At 72.9% G+C, this 24,466-nt stretch carries 26 protein-coding genes; 13 read left to right on the top strand and 13 right to left on the bottom strand.

All coding sequences use genetic code 11. The features are described from left to right. The first annotated feature begins 8 nt into the window (after window positions 1-8). Entirely contained in the window at window positions 9-1,421 is a 1,413-nt protein-coding gene (locus H958_RS0103940) for a glycosyltransferase family 39 protein (protein WP_081685579.1), read from the top strand. Here H958_RS0103940 and H958_RS0103935 read toward each other — a convergent pair. Beyond that, the gene (locus H958_RS0103935; RefSeq protein ID WP_028057704.1) at window positions 1,328-2,092 is read right to left on the bottom strand and encodes an SGNH/GDSL hydrolase family protein; all 765 of its coding nucleotides are present in this window, start codon (window positions 2,090-2,092) and stop codon (window positions 1,328-1,330) included. The genes H958_RS0103940 and H958_RS0103935 overlap by 94 nt on opposite strands. Before the next feature lie 36 nt (window positions 2,093-2,128). Here H958_RS0103935 and H958_RS34820 point away from each other — a divergent pair, with 36 nt between their 5' ends. From H958_RS34820 to H958_RS0103920, 3 genes are read left to right on the top strand one after another with little or no spacing between them, the layout of a single operon-like run. Next, on the top strand, window positions 2,129-3,223 hold the full coding sequence (locus H958_RS34820) for an enoyl-CoA hydratase/isomerase family protein (protein WP_051323787.1): 1,095 nt from the start codon (window positions 2,129-2,131) through the stop codon (window positions 3,221-3,223). Then, window positions 3,220-4,434 (top strand): phenylacetate--CoA ligase family protein, encoded by a 1,215-nt coding sequence (locus H958_RS0103925; RefSeq protein ID WP_028057703.1) that lies wholly within the window; start codon window positions 3,220-3,222, stop codon window positions 4,432-4,434. Before H958_RS34820 ends, H958_RS0103925 begins: the two co-directional genes overlap by 4 nt. Further along, on the top strand, window positions 4,431-5,804 hold the full coding sequence (locus H958_RS0103920) for an FAD-binding oxidoreductase (RefSeq protein ID WP_028057702.1): 1,374 nt from the start codon (window positions 4,431-4,433) through the stop codon (window positions 5,802-5,804). The genes H958_RS0103925 and H958_RS0103920 overlap by 4 nt, the downstream gene beginning before the upstream one ends. 45 nt (window positions 5,805-5,849) lie before the next feature. Here the strand turns inward: H958_RS0103920 and H958_RS0103915 are convergent, their stop codons facing one another. Then, a complete protein-coding gene (locus H958_RS0103915) occupies window positions 5,850-6,389 on the bottom strand; it encodes a thioredoxin family protein (RefSeq protein WP_196807191.1) in 540 nt (179 codons plus the stop codon). 25 nt (window positions 6,390-6,414) lie between these two features. Here H958_RS0103915 and H958_RS0103910 point away from each other — a divergent pair, with 25 nt between their 5' ends. Genes H958_RS0103910 through metX form a run of 3 tightly spaced genes read left to right on the top strand, consistent with a single transcriptional unit; the run spans window position 6,415 to window position 9,147 of the window. Beyond that, entirely contained in the window at window positions 6,415-7,701 is a 1,287-nt protein-coding gene (locus tag H958_RS0103910) for an O-acetylhomoserine aminocarboxypropyltransferase/cysteine synthase family protein (RefSeq protein WP_028057700.1), read from the top strand. Continuing rightward, window positions 7,698-8,177, top strand: a complete 480-nt coding sequence (locus tag H958_RS0103905; RefSeq protein WP_028057699.1) for a CoA-binding protein — start codon at window positions 7,698-7,700, stop codon at window positions 8,175-8,177. The genes H958_RS0103910 and H958_RS0103905 overlap by 4 nt, the downstream gene beginning before the upstream one ends. Continuing rightward, window positions 8,170-9,147: a homoserine O-acetyltransferase MetX gene (metX, locus tag H958_RS0103900; RefSeq protein WP_051323786.1), complete on the top strand. Its 978-nt coding sequence runs from the start codon at window positions 8,170-8,172 to the stop codon at window positions 9,145-9,147. Before H958_RS0103905 ends, metX begins: the two co-directional genes overlap by 8 nt. A gap of 358 nt (window positions 9,148-9,505) precedes the next feature. Here the strand turns inward: metX and H958_RS45845 are convergent, their stop codons facing one another. Both H958_RS45845 and H958_RS0103885 read right to left on the bottom strand, forming a co-directional pair. Then, complete coding sequence (locus tag H958_RS45845) at window positions 9,506-10,069, bottom strand: sensor histidine kinase (protein ID WP_156027667.1); 564 nt, start codon at window positions 10,067-10,069, stop codon at window positions 9,506-9,508. Window positions 10,070-10,102: 33 nt separating this feature from the next. Continuing rightward, a complete protein-coding gene (locus H958_RS0103885) occupies window positions 10,103-11,020 on the bottom strand; it encodes an NADP-dependent oxidoreductase (protein ID WP_028057696.1) in 918 nt (305 codons plus the stop codon). Between the two features lie 217 nt (window positions 11,021-11,237). On the opposite strand from H958_RS0103885, the gene H958_RS0103880 reads away from it, so the two are divergent. The 6 genes from H958_RS0103880 (at window position 11,238) to H958_RS34805 (ending at window position 16,707) form a co-directional block, all read left to right on the top strand. Continuing rightward, window positions 11,238-11,618: a nuclear transport factor 2 family protein gene (locus H958_RS0103880; protein ID WP_028057695.1), complete on the top strand. Its 381-nt coding sequence runs from the start codon at window positions 11,238-11,240 to the stop codon at window positions 11,616-11,618. A gap of 635 nt (window positions 11,619-12,253) precedes the next feature. Then, window positions 12,254-12,901 (top strand): TetR/AcrR family transcriptional regulator, encoded by a 648-nt coding sequence (locus tag H958_RS34815; RefSeq protein ID WP_051323785.1) that lies wholly within the window; start codon window positions 12,254-12,256, stop codon window positions 12,899-12,901. A gap of 390 nt (window positions 12,902-13,291) precedes the next feature. Further along, on the top strand, window positions 13,292-13,567 hold the full coding sequence (locus H958_RS0103865; RefSeq protein ID WP_028057694.1) for a hypothetical protein: 276 nt from the start codon (window positions 13,292-13,294) through the stop codon (window positions 13,565-13,567). Window positions 13,568-13,583: 16 nt separating this feature from the next. Next, window positions 13,584-14,951: an acyl-CoA synthetase gene (locus H958_RS0103860; protein ID WP_028057693.1), complete on the top strand. Its 1,368-nt coding sequence runs from the start codon at window positions 13,584-13,586 to the stop codon at window positions 14,949-14,951. After that, window positions 14,948-15,739, top strand: coding sequence for a polysaccharide deacetylase family protein (locus H958_RS0103855; protein WP_028057692.1), 792 nt, complete (start codon window positions 14,948-14,950; stop codon window positions 15,737-15,739). Before H958_RS0103860 ends, H958_RS0103855 begins: the two co-directional genes overlap by 4 nt. Further along, complete coding sequence (locus tag H958_RS34805) at window positions 15,736-16,707, top strand: C45 family autoproteolytic acyltransferase/hydolase (RefSeq protein WP_051323784.1); 972 nt, start codon at window positions 15,736-15,738, stop codon at window positions 16,705-16,707. Before H958_RS0103855 ends, H958_RS34805 begins: the two co-directional genes overlap by 4 nt. Here H958_RS34805 and H958_RS0103845 read toward each other — a convergent pair. The 9 genes from H958_RS0103845 to H958_RS34790 all read right to left on the bottom strand — a co-directional run bounded on the left by H958_RS0103845 (window position 16,641) and on the right by H958_RS34790 (window position 24,466). Further along, the gene (locus H958_RS0103845) at window positions 16,641-17,762 is read right to left on the bottom strand and encodes an aminotransferase class I/II-fold pyridoxal phosphate-dependent enzyme (RefSeq protein WP_028057691.1); all 1,122 of its coding nucleotides are present in this window, start codon (window positions 17,760-17,762) and stop codon (window positions 16,641-16,643) included. The genes H958_RS34805 and H958_RS0103845 overlap by 67 nt on opposite strands. Then, window positions 17,744-17,929 carry a biotin synthase auxiliary protein BsaP gene (gene bsaP, locus H958_RS0103840; RefSeq protein WP_051323783.1) on the bottom strand — a complete coding sequence of 62 codons (186 nt, stop codon included), beginning with the start codon at window positions 17,927-17,929 and terminating at the stop codon, window positions 17,744-17,746. Before bsaP ends, H958_RS0103845 begins: the two co-directional genes overlap by 19 nt. Next, entirely contained in the window at window positions 17,926-18,918 is a 993-nt protein-coding gene (gene bioB, locus H958_RS0103835; protein WP_028057689.1) for a biotin synthase BioB, read from the bottom strand. Before bioB ends, bsaP begins: the two co-directional genes overlap by 4 nt. Next, window positions 18,893-19,540 carry a dethiobiotin synthase gene (gene bioD, locus H958_RS34800; protein WP_051323782.1) on the bottom strand — a complete coding sequence of 216 codons (648 nt, stop codon included), beginning with the start codon at window positions 19,538-19,540 and terminating at the stop codon, window positions 18,893-18,895. Before bioD ends, bioB begins: the two co-directional genes overlap by 26 nt. Beyond that, a complete protein-coding gene (locus tag H958_RS0103825) occupies window positions 19,531-20,730 on the bottom strand; it encodes an adenosylmethionine--8-amino-7-oxononanoate transaminase (protein ID WP_028057688.1) in 1,200 nt (399 codons plus the stop codon). The genes bioD and H958_RS0103825 overlap by 10 nt, the downstream gene beginning before the upstream one ends. A 12-nt stretch (window positions 20,731-20,742) precedes the next feature. Beyond that, entirely contained in the window at window positions 20,743-22,149 is a 1,407-nt protein-coding gene (locus tag H958_RS0103820; RefSeq protein ID WP_231379165.1) for a metallophosphoesterase family protein, read from the bottom strand. A 29-nt stretch (window positions 22,150-22,178) separates the two neighbouring features. Then, window positions 22,179-22,709 carry an NUDIX domain-containing protein gene (locus H958_RS0103815; protein ID WP_037409237.1) on the bottom strand — a complete coding sequence of 177 codons (531 nt, stop codon included), beginning with the start codon at window positions 22,707-22,709 and terminating at the stop codon, window positions 22,179-22,181. Continuing rightward, entirely contained in the window at window positions 22,706-23,461 is a 756-nt protein-coding gene (locus H958_RS42700; RefSeq protein ID WP_028057685.1) for a GNAT family N-acetyltransferase, read from the bottom strand. The genes H958_RS0103815 and H958_RS42700 overlap by 4 nt, the downstream gene beginning before the upstream one ends. Before the next feature lie 294 nt (window positions 23,462-23,755). Further along, window positions 23,756-24,466 carry a ribonuclease activity regulator RraA gene (locus H958_RS34790; RefSeq protein ID WP_037409235.1) on the bottom strand — a complete coding sequence of 237 codons (711 nt, stop codon included), beginning with the start codon at window positions 24,464-24,466 and terminating at the stop codon, window positions 23,756-23,758.

The following is a 24,466-nucleotide window of genomic DNA, read 5'->3' as shown; positions in this document are numbered from 1 at the left end:
TCCGCGGCGTGAGCCGCCGGAGCCTGGCCGCGCTGTTCGCCGTCGCGCTCGTCGTGAGGTTGGGCGTCATCGCCGCGACTCCGGGCTACGTCCCGCGGCACGACGACCGTGACTATGACCGGCTCGCCTGGGCGATGGCGAGCGGCGACGGCTATCCGCCGGTTCGCATCCGCGGGCACCGCTACGGGGTCGCGTACCGCCCGCCGCTGTGGCCCGTCACGCTCGGCGCGGGCTATGCGCTGACGGGGCACCGCCTGGCCGCCGGGCGGATCGAGAACGCGCTCCTCGGCGCGCTCGGCGTGCTCGCGCTCACCTGGGCCGCGCTGCGGCTGCTGGGCCCGCGCGCCGCGTGGTGGGCGGGCGCGATCGGCGCGGTGTACCTGCCGCTCGCGCTCATGGCGAGCGTGCTCGAGTCCGAGACGCTGTTCGTCCTGTGCGAGCTCGTCGCCCTCGGCTGTGCGCTGCGCGCGCGCAGCGCGCGCTCGTGGGCGGCCGGCGCCGGCGCCGCCGTCGGGCTCGCGGCGCTGGCGCGCGTCGACGGCCTCGTGCTGCTGGCGGGCGTGCTGCCGCTCGCCGGCGTCCGCCGGAGCGCGCTGGTCCTCGCCGCCTGCGCGCTCGTGATCGCGCCGTGGACCGCCCGCAACGCCGTGCGCCTGCACGCCTTCGTCCTGATCAGCACCGAGTCCGGCGCGACGCTCGCCGGCACGTACAACGCCGCGTCGATGCACGACCGCTTCGCGAAGGGCTCGTGGGTGCTGCTGCGCCATACGCCCGATCTGCGGGTGGTCGAGCACAACCTCTCGCCGGTGCCGCAGGATCGCGCCCTGCGCCGCGCGGCGCTGCGCTTCATCGCGGCGCATCCCACCTACCCGCTCGTGGTCGCCGGAGAGAACCTGCGCCGCTGGCTCGACCTCGCCGGCGTGCGCCGCGCCCGCTTCGAGGCCCAGACCGCGGACATTCGCCCCGGCTGGGCGGTCGCCGCCTTGCCGTTCGCCTGGGCGCTCGCCGGCCTCGCGCTCGCCGGCCTGGGCGTGGTCCGCCGGCGCCCCGCGTTCTGGCTCGCGCCCGCCGCCCTGCTGCTCGTGACGCTGCTCGTCAACGCCGAGACGCCGCGCTTCCGCGCGCCGCTGGACCCGTTCCTGATCCTCCTGGCGGCCGCATTCCTAGGGTCGCGAGTCGCAAGTTCGCACGCGCATTGCGGGATGCATCGTCGTGGCTGGCGTTCGCCGGCGACCTGGCTCGTACCGGGCGTACTTGCGAGGTCGCCGGCGGGCGCCAGGCGCGGCGAGGCGCCGGCAAGGTGCCTGCGAACTTCCGACGCGGGGCCCTATCCCAGCGGGTCCAGCTGCGGCCGCTTCGCCGCCCGTCCGTCGCCGGACGACCGCCCGCGCAGCCGGCGCAGCAGCCGCGGGCGGAAGTAGACGTGCGCCCACACCGCGTGAGCCGCCAGCCGCTCGTGCCGGCGCCGCGCGACGGCGGCCGGGAAGTCCTCGGCCCACGAGTGGTCGGCGCCCGGAAGGCCGAGCAGCTCGGCGGCGGCGGCGGCGATCCGGCGATGGCCCTCGGGGTTGCCGTGCAGGCGGTCGACGTGCCAGAGGCGCGGGTCGGACGCGACGCGATGCGACTCGAGGTCGATCAGGAATGCGCCGTGGCGTGCGGCGATGTCGCGGATCGCGGCGTTCAGGCGGACCACGTGGGGGCCGGCGAGCCGCGCGAGCGGGTTGACCGGCACGGGGTCGGGCAGCGCCACGAGCAGCAGGTCGGCGCCGGGGCCCCGCAACCGGACGGCCATCGTCTCCAGCTCGTGCGCGACCGCGTCGACGTCGACGGTCCGGCGCAGCATGTCGTTGAGCCCAGCCAGCACGCTCGCGAGATCGGGCCGCAGCGCGATCGCCGCCTCCAGTTGCTCCTCGCGAACGTGGCGCGCCCGCTTGCCGCGCACGGCGAGGTTCGCGTAGCGGAAGCCGGGCTCCAGCTGCGCGAGGCGCTCGGCGAGCCGGTCCGCCCAGCCGCGATACTCCCCATTCGGGTAGCGATCCTCGAGTCCCTCCGTCGTGCTGTCACCGAGTGCGACGTAGCGGCGATAGCTCATGCGGAAACGCTAGCGGCGATGCCGTAGGCTCCGCCCATGCCGTTCGGGGAGGATCTGGACGCATATCTCAGCGAGCACGTCGCCGGGATCTGCGCCGACCTCGGCCCGCTGCGCGCCGAGGAGCTGGTCTACGCGGCCGCGGATCGCGTGCCGGGGCTCCCGACTCGCGAGCAGGTCGCCGCCGAGCGCGAGCACCTGCAGAAGGACAAGGCGGGGCTCGAGATCGCGCAGGGCGTCTTCCTCGGCCACGTGCTGGCACGGCCCGACACCGGCATGCAGCTCGTCGAGACGATGCTGCGCCCGATCTCCACCGCCGAGCAGCTCGCCGACCTGCGCTCCACCGGCCGCGTCGACCTCGGCGCCGCGGTCGTCGAGCGGCGGGGGAACGTCGGCTATCTCGAGATGCGCAACCCGCGCCACCTCAACGCCGAGGACGACACGACGCTGCCCGCCTCCGAAGCCGCGGTGGACCTGATGGGGCTCGACCCCGAGATCGAGATCTGCGTGCTGCGCGGCGGCGTGGTCCAGCACCCGCGCTACGCGGGCCGCCGGATCCTCGGCGCGGGCCTGAACCTCACGCACCTCTACCACGGCAGGATCTCCTACCTGTTCTTCCCGGTGCGCGACCTCGGCTTCGTGCACAAGATCTACCGCGGCACCAAGCTCTGGATCGCGGCCGCCGAGACCTACGCCATCGGCGGCGCCTGCCAGCTGCTGCTGTGCGTCGATCACATCATCGCCGAGGAGGGCTGCCGGTTCACGCTGCCGGCACGCAACGAGGGGATCATCCCCGGCGCGGCGAACCTGCGCCTGCCGCGCTTCGTGGGCGACCGGGCGGCGCGCCGCGCGATCCTCTCGGGCGAGGAGCTCGACGTGCACGCGATGGCCGACGAGATCGTCTCGCACGAGGAGATGGACGCGGCGATCGAAGCGCGTGCGGCGGCGCTGAGCACGGCCGGCGCCGTCTCGGGCAGCGCCAACCGCGCGGCGTTCCGGGTCGCGCAGGAGCCGCTCGACGTGTTCCGCGAATACATGGCGGTGTACTCGCGCGAGCAGGCCGCCTGCCACTTCTCGCCCGCGCTGATCCGCAACCTCGAGGAGAACTGGCGCGCGCACGAGAGGGCGGCGTGATCCTCGACGCGATCGAGCGCGCCTCGCGCGACGAGCTCGAGACGCTCCAGCGCACGCGGCTGCGGGAGACCGCCGCCCGCCGCGGGCTCGACCCCGGCGCCGAGCTGCGCGACCTGCCCTTCACCGTCAAGGACGACCTGCGCGCGGCGTACCCGCTCGGGCTGATCACGGTGCCGCATGAGCAGCTCGTGCGCATCCATGCCTCCTCCGGCACCGGCGGCAAGGCGACCGTGGTCGGCTACACGCGCGCCGACCTCGACGTGTGGACGCAGGTGATGGCGCGCGCGCTCGCGGGCGCCGGCGTGCGCGCGGGCACGCGGGTCCACAACGCGTACGGGTACGGGCTCTTCACGGGCGGCCTCGGGTTCCACCAGGGCGCGGAGCGCCTCGGCGCGACCGTCGTGCCGGTGTCCGGCGGGCTGACGGCGCGCCAGGCGACCCTGCTGCGCGACCTGCGGGCGCAGGCGCTTTGCTGCACTCCGTCCTACGCGCTGCACATCGCGCAGGCGGTGCGCGAGGCGGGGATCGAGGACCTCGCACTCGAGGTCGGGCTGTTCGGCGCCGAGCCGTGGACCGAGGGGATGCGCGCGCGGCTGCAGGCCGAGCTCGGGCTCGTGGCGCTCAACGTCTACGGGCTGTCGGAGATCGTCGGGCCCGGCGTCGCGGCGGAGTGCCTGGAGGGCCGCGACGGCTCGCACGTGCAGGAGGACCACTTCCTGATCGAGGTGATCGACCCGGAGACCGGTGGGCCGGTCGCGCCCGGCGAGCCCGGCGAGCTCGTCTTCACGACGCTCACCAAGGAGGCGCTGCCGCTCATCCGCTACCGGACCGGCGATATCGGCACGGTGACGCTCGAGCCCTGCGCGTGCGGGCGGACGACGGCGCGGATGGGCCCCGTCCAGGGGCGCCGCGACGACATGCTGATCGTCCGCGGCGTGAACCTGTACCCGTCGCAGGTCGAGCACGCGCTGCTGACCGTCGCGGGGATCGCGCCGCACTGGCAGCTCGTCGTCGAGCGGCCGGAGCAGCTCGACGAGGTGACGGTGCGCTGCGAGCCGGCCGAGGGCGGCGCCGACCGCGCGGCCTTGAGCGAGCGCGTCCGCGTCGCGCTGCGCGAGCGGATCGGCGTGGGGATGGCCGTCGAGCTGCTCGAGCCGGGCGGGGTTCCGCGCAGCGAGGGCAAGGCCGTGCGCGTCGTGGACCGGCGGTGAACCGCCGCGAGCTGCTGGGCGCGGCCGCGCTCGCAGGGCTGGCGTGGGCCGATGACGCGTTCGCCGCCACCCGCCTCACGGCCGCCCAGCGGCGCGCGCTGCGCGCCGCCGTCCGCGGCCCGGTCTTCTTCCCCGGCGCCTCCGGCTACGACGCCGCGCGCCGCGTCTTCAACCGCCGCTTCGACGGCGTCCGCCCGCCGGCCGTCGTGCGCGCCCGCGACACCACGGACGTCCAGGCCGCCGTCCGCTGGGCCGAGCGCTTCGGCGTGCCGCTCGTCGCCCGCTCCGGCGGCCACGGGTACACCGGCGACTCGACCAGCCGGACCGCGGTGGTGATCGACGTCGGCGGCCTCGATCGCATCTCGCTCTCCGGTACCACCGCGACGCTCGGCCCCGGCGCGCGCAACCTCGCGGTGTACGCCGCGCTCGCGGCGCGCAAGCGGACGATCCCGAGCGGCTCATGCCCGACCGTCGCGGCCGGCGGGCTCGTGCTCGGCGGCGGGATGGGTCTCGCGGGCCGCGCCTACGGGCTCACGCTCGATCGCGTGCGCAGCTTCGACGTCGTCACCGCCGACGGGCGGCGCCGGCGGGTCGAGGGCGACGACGACCTGTTCTGGGCGCTGCGCGGCGGCGGCGCGGGCTTCGGGATCGTCACCGCGATCCGCCTGCGCACCGTCGCGGTCCCGCGCGCCTGCGGGTTCCGCGTCAGCTACCCGCGCGCGGGCCGCGCGGAGGCGCTCGAGGCCTGGGAGTCGCTCCACGCCCCGCGCGAGCTCACCTCGATCCTCACGCTCGACACCGGCGGGGCGAGCGTGTTCGGCCAGTACCTCGGCTCCGAGGCCGCGCTGCGCCGGCTCGTAGCGCCGCTGGCCAACGCGACCCTCACCACCGGCACCGACACGTACCTGAACCTCCAGCGCCGCTGGGCCGGCTGCGCCGACGGCGGCCTCCCGGCATGCCTGCGGTACAGCCCGACCACGTTCGCCGCCGCCTCGGTCTACGTCTCAAAGCGCCTCACGTCCGCCGGCCGCCGCGCGTTCGTCGACGCCGCCGACACCGGCGCCTCGCTGATCTGCGACGCCTACGGCGGCGCGATCAACGAGGTCTCCGCCCACGCCACCGCGTTCGTCCACCGGCACGCCCGCTTCAGCGTCCAGATCCTCTCCTACACCGGCGCCGCCACCGCGCGCTCGCGCGTCGACCGCGCCCGCCGCCTGATCGCGGGGCACGGAAACGGGCAGGCGTACCAGAACTACCCGGACCTCGACCAGCCCGGCCCGCTGCGCGCCTACTACGGCGACAACCTCGAACGCCTGCGCCGGATCAAGCGCGAGGCCGACCCGGGGAAGCGGTTCATCAGCGCCGTCTGACCCGGACGAGCTGCGACTCCAGCCAGGCGGCATCGGCGAGCTGCTTCATGCCCGCCACTTGACGCTGCAGCCGCGCGCCCGCGTGTCGGGCTCGGCGACCGCCTCGCCGGCGAGCACCGCGTCCAGCGCGCCGCGCAGCCAGGCCGCGTCGCGCGACGGATCCTGGTGGTCGCCATCCGGCGCCCCGCGGTACGCGAGCCGCTGCTCGCCGTCGAAGACGAACACGTGCGGCGTCACCTCGGCGCCGAGCGCGGCGGCCACCTCCTGCGTCTCGTCGCGCAGGTACGGATACGGCCACGCCTGGTCGCGCACGAACTGCTTCATTCGCTCCAGCCCGTCCGCCGGGTAGCGGCTCGCGTCGTTCGCGTTGATGCCGAGGAAGCGCACGCCGCGCGGCTGGTAGTCCTCCGCGACGGCCTTCAGCCGCGGATTCCACGCGATCACGTACGGGCAGTGGTTGCAGGTGACGACGAGCACCGTCGCAACCGGTGCGTCGTCGAGCGGCGCGGAATGCTCCGCGCCGTCGGTGTCCGGGAGCGAGAAGGCCGGCACCGGATCGCCGATCGACATTTGGGTGGTTGCCACCCTTCGCAGGCTATCGTCACGCGACATGAGCGACCCCGAGGACCGCCGGTGGGGGATGCGCACGCGGGCGATCCACGCCGGCGCGCGACCCGACCCGACGACCGGTGCCAGAGCCGTGCCGATCTATCAGACGACCTCGTTCGTGTTCGAGGACGTCGAGGACGCCGCGGACCTGTTCGCCCTGCAGAAGTACGGGAACATCTATACGCGGCTCGGCAATCCGACGGTGGCCGCGTTCGAGGAGCGCGTCGCCAGCCTCGAGGGGGGCATCGGCGCCGTCGCGACGAGCAGCGGGCAGGCGGCGGAGACGCTCCTGCTGACGCAGCTGTGCGACGCGGGCGACCACATCGTCGCCAGCAGCGCGCTCTACGGCGGCACCTACACGCTCATGAACGTCACGCTGCGGCGGCTCGGGATCGAGACCACGTTCGTCGCGCCCGACGACCCGCAGGCGTTCGCCGACGCGATCGTCCCCGGCCGCACGAAGCTGCTCTACACGGAGATCGTGGCGAACCCGGCGGGCACCGTCGCGGATCTCGAGAGGCTGGCCGCCGCGGCCCATGACGCCGGCATCCCGCTCGTGGTCGACTCCACGCTCGCCTCCCCGTACCTGTGCCGCCCGCTCGACTTCGGCGCCGACGTCGTGATCCACTCCGCGACGAAGTTCCTCGGCGGCCACGGCACGTCGATCGGCGGCGTGGTGGTCGACTCCGGCGAGTTCCCGTGGGACAACGGCAACTTCCCCGTCATGACCGAGCCGGTCGCCACGTACGGCAACCTGCGCTTCGTGGACAACTTCGGCGAGTACGGCTTCGCGACCAAGCTGCGCGTCGAGGGCCTGCGCAACCTCGGCGGCGTGCTGTCGCCGTTCAACGCGTTCCTGCTGCTGCAGGGGATGGAGACGCTGCCGCTGCGGATGGAGGCGCACGTCGCCAACGCGCAGAAGATCGCCGAATGGCTCGACGCCGATCCACGCGTCAGCTGGGTCCGGTACGGCGGCCTGCCGGGAGATCCCAACCACGAGCTGGCGAAGAAGTACCTGCCGAAGGGGCCCGGATCGGTCTTCTCGTTCGGCGTCGAAGGCGGCCGCGAGGCCGGCGAGCGCTTCATCGGCGCGGTCGAGCTGTGCTCGCACCTCGCGAACGTCGGCGACACGAAGACGCTCGTCATCCACCCTGGCAGCACGACCCACCGCCAGCTCTCCGAGGAGGCGCTCGCGAACGCCGGCGTGCTGCCGGAGCTGGTACGCATCAGCGTCGGCATCGAGGATCCCGACGACGTGATCTACGACCTCGATCGGGCGCTGGGATGAGTTGGGAGCCGCCGAGCGCGGGGGAGCGCCGTGCCATCCTGCGCCGCTCGCGTACCGTCGCCGTCGTCGGCGCGTCGTCGAACCCGGCGCGCGCGAGCAACTTCGTACTGACGTACCTGCTGTCGTCGAGCGCCGACTACGAGGTCTGGCCGGTGTCCCCGCGCGAGGACGAGATCCTCGGCGTCAAGGCCTACCCGTCGCTCGCGGAGCTGCCGGGCGAGCCCGACATCGTCGACGTCTTCCGCCGCCCGGACGCGCTGCCGGGCGTCGCCCGCGAGGCGGTCGCGGCGGGCGCCAAGGCATTCTGGATGCAGCTCGGCCTCCACAGCGACGAGGCGGTCGAGATCGCGCACGCGGCCGGCCTGGACGTCGTCAGCAACCGCTGCCTGAAGATCGAGCACGCGCGCTTCCACGGCGGGCTCCACCTCGCCGGCTTCGACACGGGCGTCATCTCGTCGCGGCGCACCCGTGGCTGAGTCGCTGACGCTGGAGTCGGTGACACTCGAGTCCGGCGCGACGCTCGCGCCGGTCGAGGTCGCCTACGCCGACTACGGCCCGCGCGACGCGCCGGTCGTCTTCATCCACCACGCGCTGACCGGCGACGCGGAGGCCGTCGAATGGTGGGACACGCTCGTCGGCCCCGGGCGGCCGATCGACACCGGCCGCTTCCGCGTCATCTGCGCGAACCTGCTCGGCGGGTGCAAGGGGACGACGGGTCCGTCGTCGATCGATCCGGCCACCGGCGAGCCCTACGGGCTGACGTTCCCGTTGTTCACGATCCGCGACCTCGTGGCGGTGCACCGCGCGCTGCTGCGCGAGCTCGGCATCGCCAAGGTCCACGCCGCGGTGGGCGGATCGCTCGGCGGGATGCAGGCGCTGCAGTGGTCGCTCGACCACCCTGAGGAGGTCGAGCGCGCTGTGCTGATCTGCGCCACCGCACGGCTGACGGCGCAGAACATCGCGTTCACCAAGGTCGCGCGCGAGGCGATCATGCGCCACGACGGGATGGACGTCGCGCGCATGATGGCCCACATCACGTACCTCTCGAACGAGGCGATGGCGATGAAGTTCGACCGCGCGCGGAGGGGATCCCCGCCCGGCCCGATGACGATGGAGTCCGACTTCGAGGTCGAGCACTACCTCGACTACCAGGCGCGGATCTTCCTCGCGCGCTTCGACAAGCACACGTACGTGTACCTGTCGCGCACGATGGACTACTTCGAGCCGTTCGCCGAGCACAGCGGCACCCCGTCCACGAAGTACCTCGTCGTCTCCTTCGACAGCGACTGGCGTTTCGGCACCGAGCACTCCGAGTACATCCAGGAGCAGCTGCGCGAGCGCGGCGCGGACGTGACGCGCCGCGAGGTCCGCTCGCCGTGGGGCCACGACTCGTTCCTGATGGACGTCCCCGAATACCACGCGCTCGTGCGCGAGTTCGTTCGCTAGCGCCGGCCGCCGCGGGCGCGCACACGACGGAGAAGTCGCCGGTCTCGCGACGCTCCGCGCCTCGAAGCCCGCCGCCCGGCACCCGCGCCGCACGAGCTCGCCGCAGGGGGTCGACGGCGGCGGCGCGATCCAGTCGCGCTCCAGGCTGCTGCGGGATCTGCATGTGGGGGTTCGTTTGCCGGCAGGTGGGAGATGAGGCGGTGGCGCCGACCTCGCAGGTGGCCGCCGCGTGCGGCGTGAGGGTGCGGCGCGTGGCCGGCGTCGCGACCGGGCCTGACCAGCGCGTCATGCCGGCCGGCATCGTCGCCGGCCTCGACACGGACGACGTCGCCGCGTTCGCCGCCCGGGTCGCCGGGCGCTAATTGTCGGTCGGCAGCGGCAGGGTTGCTGAGATCTGCGTGCCACCGCCCGGCGGACGGCTCACGGACAGCCGCCCGCGCAGCGAAGCAGCGCGGTCGTCCAGGCCGACCAGGCCGGAGCTGCCCTCGATGCGCGCGCCGCCGATGCCGTCGTCGCGCATTTCGAGCCGGAGGGCGCCGCCGACCACCGCCGCACGGACCTGTGCGGTATTCGCGTTGGCGTGCTTGAACACGTTCGTGAGTGACTCGGCGATGATGAAGTAGGCGTGGCCCTCGATCGTGGGCGGCAGCCGGCCGACCGCGACGTCGGCGCGGGCGTTGCCGTTGATCCAGAGCAGCATCCCGTCGGCGTCGGTGACGACGATCAGATGGGCCGGGCCGCGTGGGCGGCGGGGCCAGCGGGCCGCAGAAACCTCAGAAACGCGGCGATCGTCGCGTGCTGTCGGCGTCGGCGCGTCGGCCGACGGCGATCTCCGTCGTGGGATGCGGCGGTTCGAGCGGCCGGAAGCGGACGCCGCGCGGACGGTATCGCTCGGCGGTCGACCCGGGCAGGAGCGCTCCACGAGGAGCTCAGGACCGCTCGCCGTCCCGAGTCGTTACGGGCGAACGCGGATGATCGTCTTCCCCGTGATCCGCTCGGTCGGGTTGAGGGCCGCGACGGCGTCGTCGAGGGTCGCGACGTTGCCGATGTTGGTCCGCAGCCGTCCGTCCCGCACTCGCTGGACGATCTCATTCAGTTGGCCACGATCGGACTCGACGACGAAGTCGATTGCCAGGCCGTCGGCGGGCCGCGCCTCGGGCGGCCCTACGACGGTCACCAGGGTTCCTCCGGCCCGGATCAGGCTTGCGGACCGCTTCTGGATGTCTCCGCCGATGACGTCGAACACCAGGTCGACGCCGCCGACGTCTTCCAGGACGTCGTTGTCGAGGTCGACGAACTCCTGCGCGCCGAAGTCGAGCGCCTTCTGGCGGTCGGCGGCGCGCCCGGTGCCGATGACGTAGGCGCCGGCCTCACGTGCGAGTTGCGTCACCATCGTCCCGACGGCGCCGGCCGCGCCGTGCGCGAGGACGCTCTGCCCCGCCTGGACGCGGCCGTGGTCGAACAGTCCCTGCCACGCGGTCAGGCCCGAGATCGGCAGGCTCGCGCCCACGGTGAAGTCGACGTCGCCCGGCAGCGGCGCGAGGTTGCGTGCCTCGATCGCGACATACTCCGCCAAGGTGCCGTCGCGATGCCAGTCCGCGAGGCCGAGCACCCGCTGGCCCACCGACACCCCCGTCGTGCCGTACCCGAGGGCGGTGACCACTCCGGCCAGCTCGTGCCCAGGGATCGACGGTGTCCGGTCACGGTCGCGGCGATCGGTCCAGGTCGAGGGCCACGCCATCTCAGTCGGGACGAATCCCGACGCATGAACCTGAACGACGACGTCGTTTATCGCTGCGGGCGGCTCGGGCCGCTCCACCAGCGTCATCCCGGCCCTTCCCGCAGCCTCGTCCGTCACCACAATCGCCTTCATCCGGGACCTCCCGGTGTCGAGTTCTCGCCCTTCGGCCAACTGGGCCAACGATACCCAAGCAAATGATCGGCGGCGTCGTACAAGGTTGCCCGAGCTGTGCCGATCTTAGCCCATGTCTTCGGGCGATCCAAGCAGGGACAACGGCGATAGCATGTGGGTAGCAGCAGCCCATTCTTGTACGATCACGCGCCGAACCCCACAGAGAAGGAACAAGAAGATGAATGACAGCAAGCAGTCCACCGAAGATCTGGCGATCCTCGAGCGGCTCAACAATGACTACATCCACTCCGACCAGTTCAACGATGTCAAGCGCTTCAGCGAGTTCCTCGCCGAAGACTTCATCGTGCAGCTTCCGGGCGTCACCCGCAACCGTGCCGAGTTCCTCGACTACATCGCTAAGCCGCGCCCCTTCAAGGATCTCGCTGTGCACGACGTCAACATCCGCATCCTCAGTGACGTTGCTCTGATCCACGGCCGCAGCACATACACCACGCTCGCCGATGGAGTGGAGCAAGAAGCTCTGTACACGGACACGTACCAGAAGCGTGAGGGCACCTGGGTCTGTGTCGCAGCCTGTGCGATCGCTCCGGGCGCCTAACCGCCCCCGCGAGGCTGCTGGTCGCGAGGAACCCGCCCCTGGGCTAGGGGCCCACACCCAAGAGCAAGTCACGACACGGCAACAAGCCGCGGCAAGCCGACCCGGGACCGTCGCGATCGCCTGCGCGCGCGAGCTCGCCGCGTTCTGCTGGGAGGCCGCCACCCTGGACTGACACCACCAACGACAACCCCGACGCGCCGGCGGATGCCGGAGCGCGCACGAACACAACGAAGGCCGCCACGTCGCCATCCGCGGGCCCGCGCACAAGGGCTATGGGCAACCCGGCTCTGGCACGGGCGGCGCCCGATCTTAGGATGCGAGCCCAGCGACGAACAAGGGCCTTGAGGTAACCAGCCCTCGCATATGAGCCTGACCAGATCGGTCGAACACGCCGGACCTTCAGCTCGTGCCGCTCCGGGAACCGCCCCTGCGCTCCACACCTCACGCTAGATCAAGCGGCCCGACCGCCGGTCAACCCTGCCGCTTGACAGACGCCCCTCCATATGAGCCCAGAGCGTGCGTGAGGCAGACGCGGCCCCGGTGGGCGGGGCCGCGCAAATGTCCGCCTGAGGCCGACGTCTCGCAGAGGCGTTTGGGGGCCAGACTGTGCCGCGAACGTCGATACGCTGCGTCACATGGCCCGCGCCGCGTCATCGAACTCGCGGTTGACCGTGAAGGGTCGTGCGACGCGCGCTCGGATTATCGACGCGGCGGCTCGGCTGATGTACGAGAACGGCGCCGCGAACACGAGCTTCGAGGACGTCCGCAAGGCGGCCAAAGCCAGTGGCTCGCAGATGTCGCACTATTTCGCCGACAAGCGGAGCCTCATCCGTGCCGTCATCGCTCACCAGGCCGACGCTGTCATGGCTGACCACCACGACCCGGCCATCGGGAATCTGGACAGCATCGCGGCGCTGCGCGCGTGGGCGCAGCGGATCGTCGAGCAGCAACGCGCGCAGAATTTCCAGGGGGGCTGCCGGCTCGGCTCGCTCGCCGCCGAGCTGGTGGAGTCAGACGCCGAGCTACGAGCGGACTTCGCAGCCGGCTTTGAGCGCTGGGAGGCCTTGTTGCGTCGAGGCTTGCTGGCAATGCAACGACGCGGCGACCTCGGTCCTGACGCGGACCCTGACGCACTCGCCTACTCGCTGCTCGCTGCTGCGCAGGGCGGGTATCTACTCACGCAGGCGCATCGAGACGCGCGCGCTCTTGAAGCCGCGCTTGGTGCGGCGATCGACCACGTCGAATTGCTTGCGATCGAGGCCAGCGAGCGAACTAGCGGATAGCGGCGTTCTCACCGCCGCCAAGCTGCTCGGCGAGGCGCCGACGTGAGCCTTCTTTGCCCCCGACGCCAAGCTCGGCCGCACTACCGGCTCGGCGCCGAGCCTCGCCGCCTTCGAACGAACCCAACGCCATCCGCGGCAACCGGCAGCTCAGCTCCGCGACGGATTGCCTCGCGCAGCCTCCCGGCTCGTTGCAACGTCGGGCGCGGCGAGGTCACCGACGGCGCTCGGCGGCGCGTGATGAGTCGCTCAGCGTCCACACGGACGCCCCCAGCAGGACGAGATCCTTGAGCAGGAACTGGCCGAGCGATGTCAGCGCGGGAAATCCTCCGGCGTCGTTGGTTGTTGCACCGCGCGCCATTCTGCCGCGGACGCGACGTCGAAGATGTTCGCGTGACCTACGCGATGTGGGCGGGAACGCTGCTGATCCTGCCGCTCGGCGGCACGCTGCCGCGCGCGGTCGCCCACGCCGGCGCCGAGCCGCTGCTCGCGGTCGCGCTCGTCTGGCTCGGCGAGCTGCCCTCGGCCGCGTCGGTCGCCGGCGGGGCGCTCGCGCTCGCCGGCCCCGCGCTCGCCACGCGCCGGGCGAAGCCGGCCTCGCGGGCCATGCGCCGGGCTAAGCCCTGCCGGCCTCCCGGCGAGCTGATGGTCCCCGGCCGTGGGGTGTAGAACTGGACCCGTGAACCTGCTCGAGGGATTGGACCGGCCCGACGACCGCGAAGCCGTCCGCGTCGGCGACCGGGCGCTCTCCTACGAGCGGCTGCACGCCGCCGCCGGAGCGGTCGCCGAGCGGATCGCCGGCATGCGGCGCGTCGCCGTCACGGCCACGCCCTCGCTGGAGACCTGCGTCGCCGTGGTCGGCGCGCTCGCCGCGGGCGTGCCGATCGTGCCGATCAACCCCAAGGCCGGCGAGCGCGAGCTCGAGCACGTCATGGGCGACAGCGCGCCGGATCTCGTGCTCGACGACGTCGACCTCGGCGCGAGCGGCGACTGGCCGGCCGAGCCGGGAGGCGAGACGCCGGCGCTGATCGTCTACACGTCGGGGACGACGGGGCCGCCCAAGGGCGTCGTGCTGCCGCGGCGCGCGCTCGCCGCGACGCTCGACGGGCTCGCCGACGCGTGGGCGTGGACGGGCGAGGACGTCGTCGCCCACGGCCTGCCGCTCTACCACGTTCACGGGCTCGTCCTCGGCACGCTCGGGCCGCTGCGCCGTGGCGGCGCCGCATGGCACCTCGGGCGCTTCTCCTCCGAGGCCGCCGCAGAGGCGCTCTCCGCCCGCGCCACGATGCTGTTCGGCGTGCCGACGATGTACCACCGGCTCGCGGCCGACCTCGAGCGCGACGAGGCGCTGGCGCGCGCGGTCGGCTCGGCACGGCTGCTCGTCTCGGGATCGGCGGCGCTGCCGGCCGCCGACCACGCGCGCATCGAGGCGTGCACGGGGCTGCGGATCGCCGAGCGCTACGGCATGAGCGAGACGCTGATGAACACGGCGATCCGCGCCGACGGCGAGCGCCGCCCCGGCACCGTCGGGCCGCCGCTGGCGGGCGTCGAGCTGCGCCTCGTCGACGACGACGGCGCGGTGCTGGACGTCTCCGACGACGAGACGGTCGGCGAGATCCACGTGCGCGGCCCGAACCTCTTCCTCGAGTACCTCAACCGCCCCGACGTGACCGAGGAGGCGTTCGTGGACGGCTGGTTCAAGACGGGCGACGTCGCCACCCGCGCCGAGGACGGCTACATCCGGATCGTCGGGCGCCGTGCGACCGACCTGATCAAGAGCGGCGGCTACAAGATCGGCGCGGGGGAGATCGAGAACGCGCTCAACGAGCATCCCGCGGTGGTCGAGTCGGCGGTGATGGGCGAGCCCGACCCCGACCTCGGCGAGCGCATCGTCGCCTGGGTCGTGGTCGAGGGCGAGCGCCCGAGCGAGCAGGAGCTCGCCGACCACGTCGCGCGCCTGCTGGCTCCGCACAAGCGCCCGCGCGAGGTGCGCTACCTCGACGAGCTGCCGCGCAACGCGCTCGGCAAGGTCACGAAGAAGCAGCTCGGATGAGGGCCGGCTGGCCGGGCGGCGCCGACGTCGCCGTCTCGCTCACGTTCGACGTCGACGCCGAGTCCGGCTGGCTGCCGGAGGGCGCCCGGCAGCTGAGCACGCTCAGCGAGGGCCGCTACGGCGTCGTGCGCGGGCTACCGCGCATCCTGGCGATCCTCGAGCGCGCGGACGTGAAGGGCACGTTCTACGTGCCGGGCGACACCGCCGAGCGACACCGCGACGCCCTGCGCGCGGTGGCCGACGCCGGCCACGAGATCGGCCACCACGGCCACCTGCACCTGCAGAGCGACCAGATCGACGCGGCGGCGCAGCGCGAGGAGATCGAGCGCGGGCTGGAGGCCCTCGACGCCAACCTCGGCGTCACGCCGGCGGGCTACCGCTCACCCTCGTGGGAGCTGACGCCGGAGACGTTCGCGCTGCTGGTCGAGCACGGCTTCGCCTATGACAGCTCGTGCATGGGCGACGACCGCCCGTACGTGGAGGCCTACGAGGACCTGCGCATCCTCGAGCTGCCCGTGCACTGGAGCCTGGACGACTGGCCGCATCTGCACTGGCGCCCGGGGCGCGGCGACGCGTTCACGGCGCCGGAGGACTTCCTCGCCACATGGCTGGCCGAGTTCGAGAGCGCGCTGGAGGAGCGCCGCCACATCACGTTCACGATGCATCCGGAGGTGATCGGGCGCGGGCATCGCGCGGCGCTGCTGGATCGGCTGATCGCCGAGATGCGCGAGCGCGGGGTCGTGTGGTTCGCTCCGCATGCCGACGTGCAACGCTGGGTGACGGGATGACGCTCGACGTCCATGTGTCGCATGAGTCCACGCCGCGAGCCCGCGGCGAGGGGCTCGGCCGCGCGCAGGCGGAGCACGTGCGCCGCACCATCGAGGTCTACCGGCGGCTGTGCGATCTCTCGGCCGGCGGGCGCGTGCGGGCGTCCGACGACGAGCACGAGGAGATCGCGGGGATCGCGGCGGGCGCCGGCGTCGACTGCCGCGAGCTGCTGGCGGTCAACGCGCGCACCGAGCTGATCGCCTCCGCCGACGAGTGCTCCGTGGTCGGCGCCGGCGGGCTGCTGGCGCAGAACTGGGATTGGCATCCGGACCTGCAGGACTCGACGCTGGTGTGGGTCGTGCACGAGCGCGGCCGCTGGTTCGCGACGGTGACTGAAGCCGGCATGCTCGCCAAGATCGGGCTCAACGACGCCGGCCTGGGCGTGTGCCTGAACCTGCTCATCTCCAGCGAGGACGGCGGCCTGGACGGCGTCCCGATCCACCTCCTGCTGCGGCGCGTGCTGGCCTGCCGGTCGGTGGACGAGGCGGTCGCGCTGCTCACCTCCGCGCGCGTCAGCGCGTCATCGGCGGTGACCGTGGCGACGCCGGGCGACGTCGCGACCGTCGAGCTCTCGCCCGGCGGCCCGAACGTGCTGCGCGGGAGCACCGGCGCGCACACCAACCACTTCCTCGAGCCGCCGCCGGCGGGCCGCGACGTCGGGCTGGAGGAGTCCTCGAGCACCGAGGCGCGGCTGGACGCGATCCGGCGGCTGCCGCTGCTCGACGCGCTGCGCTCGCACGAAGGACATCCGAACGGCGTCTGCCGCCACGTCGACGAGTCCGAGCCGTGGGCGGAGCGGACCGCGACGCTCGCCTCCGTGATCATGGACCTCGCCGCGCGGCGGCTGCACGTCGCCGCGGGTCAGCCGTGCACGGCGCCGCACGTGGAGATCGACCTCGCCGCTTCGCGCAGCTCGGTCTCGGTGTGAGCGGCGGTCGCCACGGCTCTGAGCCGTGACGTGCCGGGCGCGACGGTCGGCGGCCGGATCGCCTGCACGAAGACGCCGCGGTCGAGCGCCTCGGCGCAGCGGGCCAGCGCCATCTCGGGATCGCCGGCGAGCAACGGCACGATCGGCATGTCGCTGGCCTCGGCGCCCAGCGCCTCGCGGAGCACGCGCGCGTTCGCGTGCAGGCGGCCGACCAGCTCGCGATCCATCAGCTCGAGCGCCTTCAGCGCGGCGCCGACCGACGGCGGCGGCAGCGCGGTCGAGTAGATGAACGTGCGCGCGCGGTTCACGAGGAAGTCGGCGGTGTCGCCGTCGCAGGCCGCGAACGCCCCGTAGCTGCCCAGCGCCTTGCCGAGCGTGCCGATCGCGATCACCTCGCGCTGAAGGCCGAGCGCGTGCACGAGCCCGCGGCCCTCGGGGCCGATCACGCCCGTCGCATGGGCCTCGTCGACGACCACCCGGGCGCCGTGGCGGCGCGCGAGCTCGACGATCTCCGTCAACGGCGCGACGTCGCCGTCCATGCTGAAGACGGCGTCGGTGACCACGGTCGCGGGACGCCGGTCCTCGAGGGCATGGGCGAGCTCGTCCAGGTCGGCGTAGACCTTCGTCTCGGCCCGCGCGAGCCGGCAGCCGTCGATGATCGACGCGTGGTTGCGCGCGTGGGAGACCACGATCTCGCCGGGGCCGGCGAGCGCCGAGATCACGCCCGTGTTGGCCAGGTAGCCGGAGCCGAACAGGACGGCGGCCTCGGTGCCCTTCACCTCGGCGAGCCGCCGCTCCAGCTCGAGATGGGGCGTCATGGTGCCGCTGATCAGCCGCGACGCGCTGGCGCCCGCGCCCCAGCGCTCGGCGGCCTCCGCCGCGGCGGCCCGGAGCCGCGGATCGCCCGCCAGTCCCAGGTAGTCGTTCGAGCACAGCAGCAGCACGTCGCGGCCGTCGAGCCGCACGCGCGGCCCCTGCGCGCTCTCGACGGTGCGCAACTCGCGGTACAGCCCCGCGTCGCGCAGCTCGTCGAGCGCTAGCCGCAGCGAACGCACGTCGCCGTGTAGCCCGTCGGCAGGACCTGCACGGCGAGCTTGCGCCCGCAGCTCACGCAGAAGCGCGGTGGGTCGGTGATCCTGCGGCAGCCGGCGTGATCGCCGCCGGGCTTGCCGCAGCCGCTGCAGTACGGCGCCAGCGCCGTCCGCTCCGCCTCCGTGATCACAGCGACTTCGAGAGCTCCTTGACCGGCATCGACAGCTCCGCCAGCAGGTCGAGGTCCTCCTGCGGGTCGCGGCCGAGCGTGGTGAGGTAGTTGCCGACGATCATCGCGTTGATCCCGCCGGTCATCCCCTGGCGCGCGCCGAGGTCGCCGAGCGTGAGCTCGCGCCCGCCGGCGAAGCGCAGGATCGTGCGCGGGAGCGCGAGGCGGAAGGCGGCGATCGTGCGCAGCGCGTCGGTCGCGGGGACCGGCTCGAGGTCCGCGAACGGGGTGCCCGGGCGCGGGTCGAGGAAGTTCAGCGGCACCTCGTCGGGATCGAGCGCGGCGAACTGCACGGCCAGCTCGGCGCGCTGCTCGAGCGTCTCGCCCATGCCGATGATGCCGCCGCAGCAGACCTCCATGCCCAGCTCGCGCACGAGCTGCAGCGTCTGGAAGCGCTCCTCCCACGTGTGTGTCGTCACGACGTTGCCGAAGTGCGAGCGCGCGGTCTCGAGGTTGTGGTTGTAGCGGTGGACGCCGAGCTCGGCGAGCTCCTCGCCCTGCTCGCGGGTGAGGATGCCGAGCGAGCAGGCGACGTTGATCTCGACCGCGTCGGTGATCGCCTTCACGCCCTCGCGGACCTGCGCCATCAGGCGCTCGTCCGGGCCGCGCACGGCGGCGACGATGCAGAACTCGGTCGCGCCGGTCGCCGCCGTCTCGCGCGCGGCCTCGACGAGCGCCGGGACGTCGAGCCGGACCGAGCGCACCGGCGTCTCGAAGCGCCCGGACTGCGAGCAGAAGTGGCAGTCCTCGGGGCAGCCGCCGGTCTTGAGCGAGATGATGCCCTCGACCTCGACCTCGGGGCCGCACCAGCGCATCCGCACCTCGTGGGCGAGCGCGAGGGCGTCGTCGACCGCCTCGTCGGGGAGGCGCAGGACCTCGAGGACCTGCGCCTCGGTCAGGCCCTCGCCGCGCTCCAGCACCTGCTCACGCGCGATCTCGAGAATGCTCATACGCCTCCATGTTCTCTCGTACGGCCGCGAGGAACGCCTCGCGGCTCAGGTCTCCCGCTGCCTCGGGGATGCGCCCCAGCACGGGCCCGAGGTCCTCGACGTTGCAGCGCGCGGCCAGATCGGGCTCGCGCGGCCACGAGCCGATCACCACGCCGGCGCACTCCAGCTCCCGCGCGTCCAGCGCTTCGAGCGTCAGCGCCGTGTGATTGAGCGTGCCGAGGCCGGCGCGCGCGACGACGATCACCGGCGCGTCGAGCAGCTGCGCCACGTCGGCGAGCGTCCCGCCCTCCTCGTCGAAGTGCACCAGCAGCCCGCCGGCGCCTTCGATCAGCACGAGGTCGGCGTCGAGCTGCCGGACGTACTCGGCGACGTCGGCCGGCCGGACGGGCGCGAGCCCCGCGCGGCGCGCCGCCGTCGCCGGCGCCAGCGGGTCCGGGTAGCGCGCCAGCACGTGCGTCTGCACGCCCGCGAGCCGCGCGACGACCGCGGCGTCGTCGTCATCCCCGGTCTGCGCGGGCTTGACGTACGCGACGCGCTCCTCCTGCGCGAGCGCCGCCAGCGCCGCGCTCACGATCGTCTTGCCCACGCCGGTGTCGGTGCCGGTGACGACGATCACGCGCATGCGACCATCGCCTCCGTGATCCGGGCCAGGTCCTCGTCGCTGGTGATGTAGGGCGGCATGCAGTAGATGAGGTTGCGGAACGGGCGCAGCCAGACGCCGTGCTCGACCGCGATGCGCGTGGCGCGCTCCATCTTCACGGGCTCGTCGAGCTCGATCACGCCGATCGCCCCCAGAACCCGCGCATCGGGGGGGAGCCGCGCACGCAGGCCGCGATCGATCCGCGCCACGTCGTCCCGCCAGCCGCCGTCCTCGAGCAGCTGCGTGGACGCGAGCGCGCAGGCGACGGCGAGCGGGTTCGCCATGAACGTGGGCCCGTGCATCAGCGGCCCGTCCACGCGCTCGGCGACGTGGGCGCGGCAGAGCGTCGCCGCGAGCGTCATGTAGCCGCCGGTCAGCGCCTTGCCGACGCACATGATGTCCGGCCCGAAGCCGGTCCCGGCGAACAGCTCGCCGGTGCGCCCGAAGCCGGTCGCGATCTCGTCGAAGACCAGCAGCATCCCGTGCTCGTCGCACAGCTCGCGCAGCAGCGCCAGGCACTCGGGCGCGTAGAAGCGCATCCCGCCGGCGCCCTGCACGATCGGCTCGACCACGATCGCCGCGAGCTCGTGGGCGTGGCGCGCCGCCAGCTCGCGCGTCTCGGCGGCCCACGTCTCGGACCATTCCGGCAGCGGCGCGAAGACGTGGGTGGGGAGTACGCCCTTCCACATCGAGTGCATCCCGCCGTCGGGATCGCAGATCGCCATCGCGCCGAACGTGTCGCCGTGATAGCCGCCGCGGACGGTCATCAGCCGCGTCCGCTCGCCGTGCCAGTACTGCAGCGCGAGCTTGATCGCGACCTCGACCGAGACCGAGCCGGAGTCGGCGAAGAAGACGTGGTCCATCCCCGTCCAGCGCGCGAGCCGCTCCGCCAGCCGCACCGCGCCCTCGTGCGTCAGCCCGCCGAACATCACGTGCGCCATGCGCTCGAGCTGGTCGCGCACCGCGGCGTCCAGGACCGGGTGGCGGTAGCCGTGGATGGCACACCACCACGACGCCATCCCGTCGATCAGCTCGCGCCCGTCCTCGAGCTTGAGCCGCACGCCCTCGGCGGACGCGACCGCGAGCGGAGCCGAGGTCGCGGGCATCGGCCCGTACGGGTGCCAGACGAGCCGGCGATCGAGTTCGAGCAGCTCCTCCGGCGCGGCGACCATCGCCGCCCGAGACTACCCGGTGCTCGGATCCAGGCGCGTCCGTCGCGCCGAGGACGAGCCGGTGCCGGGATCGATCGTGACGAGATCGGCGGCGAGCGGCTGGAACGCGGGCTTGAGGGTGAACGTGAAGCGCGCGATGCCGATGTTGGTCTTCTCGGTCAGGTTCCCGGTCCCGCCGGCGCCGACGCTGCCGCCGTTGATCACGGTCACGCCCGGCTGCTGGCCGAGCGACGCGATGTGCGTGTGGCCGACCATGAACACGAGCGGCCGCGGGGGCGGGTGGTCGCGCAGGACCGCCAGCGCGGGGGCGATCAGGGCCGGCTCGTGCACCATCACGACGTCCACCTTGCCGATCAGCGGCCGCAGCCAGTTCGTGAACTCGTCCTGCTGAGCCGGGTCCGGCGTGTTGTCGTAGCGATCCTTGAAGTCCTCGACGCTCAGGCGCTCGAACGGGTCGTCGTAGCCCGCCACGCGCAGGCCCGCCACGTGTACGATCTTCGGCCCGAATCCGCCCTTGGGCATCAGCCGCCCCTTGCGCGTGAGCACGATCGCGCCCTCGGTCGCGAGCTCGTGCACGAGGAAGTCGGAGTCGTGGTTGCCGCTGACGAACACGAACGGATGCCCGAGGCCGACGGCTTGGCGCACCACGCGCGTCTCCAGCGGCGTGCCGCGGTCGGTCAGGTCGCCGACGAAGAACACGGGACCGCCGTGCGCGGCGCTCGCCAGCACGCTCAGCCCGAACGGGTTGTTGTGGAGGTCGGACGCGATCGTGACCACCGGCTGGCCGGCGAGCGAGCGCCGGCGGCCGGGGTCGACCACCAGCCGCGCGAGGCCGACGAGCTGGGCGTCGAGCTCCTGGTCGAGCGCGCCCGGCGTCCGGCGGACCGCCTCGACCGCCTCCAGCGCCCGCGGGATGTCGGGCCCGTGCGCGTAGTACTGCGGGCTCTTGATCGAGCCGCGGGGCGGGATCAGCGCCACGATCGCGACGCCCATCGCGATCGCCGTCAGCGCCGCCACGCCGCCCGTGTAGCGCAGCTTCGGGCCTGCGCGCGAGCGGATCGCGAACGCGACGAGCAGCCCGAGCAGCGCACCGCAGGCGACCATCAACGCGATCAGTCGTTTGAGGTAGCTCGCGATCGCGTCGGTCGCCTGCGTGCGGACCGCGTCGAGGTTCAGCGGCTCGCCCTGCGCGACGGCGCCCGCCACGGTGCGGTCGACGGTCTGGAGGTCCACGCGCAGGCGGACCGGCAGCCGGATGAGCTCGAAGCGCGCGCCCCAGTCCACGAGCGGGACGTAGACGTCGATCGCGCCGCGGTGCCCGGGGGAGACCGAGAGGCGGATCTCGCCGACCGAGAGGTCGCGCGTGTCGGTGTAGGAGACGAGCGCCAAGTAGCCGCCGGCGATCGTGGCGGCGATCACGAGCAGGAGCGCGAGCGCGCGGCGGGCGATCAGGATGGCGCGGGCGCGGCGCCCGCGGGCGGACGGCGACTCAGGTGGTCGCGGAGTGCCCGCTCGTCGCTCCAGAACGCCAGTTGAAGCCATGGGATGTCATTCGGCGCGAAGGCGCAGACCTCCAGCGCCTCCTCCGTCCGGGACGGTGTGCCCCGGGTCGCTGCCGCGTAGACCACTACCACCGTACGATCCTGCGGCCGCGAATAGACGCCGATCAGGCCGGTCAGCTCGATCTCGATCGCCATCTCCTCCATCACCTCGCGCCTCGCGGCGTCCTCCACGGACTCGCCGAGGTCAACGAATCCGCCGGGCATGGACCATTTCCCGACGTTCGGCGCAAAGCCGCGGCGCAGCAGCCAGAGATGGCCTTTCCGGTCGGTGGGTATCGCGCACGCGACCGGCTTCGGGTTGTAGTAGGCGCCGTAGCCGCAGTGCGGGCAGTTGATGCTGCGGGGGAAGTCGATCTCCGGCACCCGGCCGCAGCGCGGGCAGTGGTGGATGTCCTCCAGCGCGGGATTCAGGCTCATCGGCGGTGCTCCCAGAGCTCCATGTTGCCCAGCCGGTGCAGGCCGAGCTGCGCATACAGGCGCTCGCCCTGCTCGGTCGCCTGCAGCGTGATGGTCGTGAGGCGGTGGCGCTGGGCGTCGGCGACGACGGCGCGCATCACCTGCGTCGCGAGGCCGCGCCGGCGCGCCTGGGGGAGGGTCGCGACGAAGCTCACGCCGCAGTCCGGGCCGTGGTGCAGCGCGAGCGCGACAGCCGCCGGCGCGCCGTTGAGGTCGGCGCGGTAGGCGCGCAGGACGCCCTCGTCGAGCGTGGTCAACGTGCGCTCGAGCCGGGCGTCGACGTTGCCGTAGGCGAGGTCGTTGACGCGCCCGACGGTGCGCAGATCCCCCTTCGGCTCGGGGTCGGCGAGCGACAGATCGAGGCGCAGCGCTCCGATCTCCGCGCCCATGCCGGGCGAGGCGGAGGCGACGATCAGGCCGCTGCGGCGCAGCTCGGCGGTGACGTGGCGGGCGCCGCCGTCGACCCAGATCGCCCAGCGGCGCACGCCGGCGCGCGCGTAGCCGTCGGCGAGGTCCCGCAGCGCGGCGGGCGCGGCGTCGGGCTCGATCGCCACGGCGGCGTTGAGCGCGGGCGAATCGGGGGCGCTGGGGACGATCGAGGCCACCAGCCCGGGGCGCTCGATGACCGACCCGTGGCGTGAGCTGCCGCCGAGCAGCGTCTGGAGTGAGGCGAACCCCTCCCAGAGACGCCGGCGCAGGGTCGCGTCGTCCATTCGGCGGGAGAGTAATGGCCACCACGCGGCGGAGCCGAGCCCGGGTGACCCGGGCTCGGCTCCGTCGTGGGGGTCTAGTTCAAGATGAGTGCGCCAGCCTGGTCAGAGCCGGCGCGGATGGCATCGGTGGCTGCGCTGCCGAGGATGCGAGCGTCGGCCGCCGGTATAAGCGCATTGGCGGCCGAGGCGGTGTGCCTTTGCGGGGAGGAGAGTCGCTGGAGCACGTTGGGAAGCTTCTCGCACCGTGGCCGGTCGCTCGCGAGGGCTGGCAGGCGTCTTGCAGTGCGGATATCTCTACGTGCTTGGGGGGTGTCCCGTAGTTGCGCGGTAGCGCTCGAGCGTGGCCTCGTCCGGCGGATACGTATTGCGCAGCGGCCTCCCGGCCTGTATCTCGCCGAGGATGAAGCGCTCCAGGTCCTCCTGGCGCGCCGCGGGCTCGGCGATCTCGTCCGCGAGGTGCGCGGGGATGCAGACGACGCCCTCCTCGTCGCCGACGATCACGTCACCCGGGTAGATCGCGACCTCCGCGCAGCCGATCGGCACCTGCATGTCGACGGCGTGGTGCTGGGCGAGGTTGGTCAGGGGACTCGCTCCCTGGGCGAACGTGGGGAGCTGCAGTTGCCTGATCTCCGGCGTGTCGCGGAGCGTGCCGTCGGTCACCAGGCCTGCCGCGCCTTTGACCTGCAGGCGCGTCGCGAGGATGTTGCCGGCGGAGGCGGCGCGCCCTTGGTTGCGGCAGTCCATGACCAGCACGTGTCCCGGCGGGACCGACTCGATCGCCTTGCGCTGCGGGTGGTCGTAGTCCTTGAAGACCTCGAGCACGTCGATGTCCTCGCGGGCGGGGATGTAGCGGAGGGTGAAGGCAGGGCCGACGAGTCTCGCGTTGGCGGGGTTGAGCGGCTTGATCCCGTGCAGGAACGTGTTGCGCAGGCCGCGCGCGAGCAGCTGCGTCGTGATCGTGGCGGTGCTGGCCTGGGAGAGCAGCTCTCGCGTGCGGGGGTGCAT

Origin of the sequence: Candidatus Solirubrobacter pratensis (assembly GCF_000425945.1) — a bacterium.
In the GTDB taxonomy this organism is placed as follows: Bacteria; Actinomycetota; Thermoleophilia; order Solirubrobacterales; family Solirubrobacteraceae; genus Solirubrobacter; species Solirubrobacter pratensis.
Note: the sequence above shows the minus strand (reverse complement) of the source record. Positions and strands in the feature narration are given on the sequence as shown.

Bases quoted from the DNA above. Each gene is read 5' to 3' on its own strand.
- H958_RS0103935 (WP_028057704.1), bottom strand. From the start codon at position 2,092: ATGAGCTATCGCCGCTACGTCGCACTCGGTGACAGCACGACGGAGGGA.
- H958_RS34820 (WP_051323787.1), top strand. From the start codon at position 2,129: ATGCCGTTCGGGGAGGATCTGGACGCATATCTCAGCGAGCACGTCGCC.
- H958_RS0103910 (WP_028057700.1), top strand. From the start codon at position 6,415: ATGAGCGACCCCGAGGACCGCCGGTGGGGGATGCGCACGCGGGCGATC.
- H958_RS0103905 (WP_028057699.1), top strand. From the start codon at position 7,698: ATGAGTTGGGAGCCGCCGAGCGCGGGGGAGCGCCGTGCCATCCTGCGC.
- H958_RS0103885 (WP_028057696.1), bottom strand. From the start codon at position 11,020: ATGAAGGCGATTGTGGTGACGGACGAGGCTGCGGGAAGGGCCGGGATG.
- H958_RS0103880 (WP_028057695.1), top strand. From the start codon at position 11,238: ATGAATGACAGCAAGCAGTCCACCGAAGATCTGGCGATCCTCGAGCGG.
- H958_RS34815 (WP_051323785.1), top strand. From the start codon at position 12,254: ATGGCCCGCGCCGCGTCATCGAACTCGCGGTTGACCGTGAAGGGTCGT.
- H958_RS0103855 (WP_028057692.1), top strand. From the start codon at position 14,948: ATGAGGGCCGGCTGGCCGGGCGGCGCCGACGTCGCCGTCTCGCTCACG.
- H958_RS34805 (WP_051323784.1), top strand. From the start codon at position 15,736: ATGACGCTCGACGTCCATGTGTCGCATGAGTCCACGCCGCGAGCCCGC.
- bioB (WP_028057689.1), bottom strand. From the start codon at position 18,918: ATGAGCATTCTCGAGATCGCGCGTGAGCAGGTGCTGGAGCGCGGCGAG.
- bioD (WP_051323782.1), bottom strand. From the start codon at position 19,540: ATGCGCGTGATCGTCGTCACCGGCACCGACACCGGCGTGGGCAAGACG.
- H958_RS0103825 (WP_028057688.1), bottom strand. From the start codon at position 20,730: ATGGTCGCCGCGCCGGAGGAGCTGCTCGAACTCGATCGCCGGCTCGTC.
- H958_RS0103815 (WP_037409237.1), bottom strand. From the start codon at position 22,709: ATGAGCCTGAATCCCGCGCTGGAGGACATCCACCACTGCCCGCGCTGC.
- H958_RS42700 (WP_028057685.1), bottom strand. From the start codon at position 23,461: ATGGACGACGCGACCCTGCGCCGGCGTCTCTGGGAGGGGTTCGCCTCA.
- H958_RS34790 (WP_037409235.1), bottom strand. From the start codon at position 24,466: ATGCACCCCCGCACGCGAGAGCTGCTCTCCCAGGCCAGCACCGCCACG.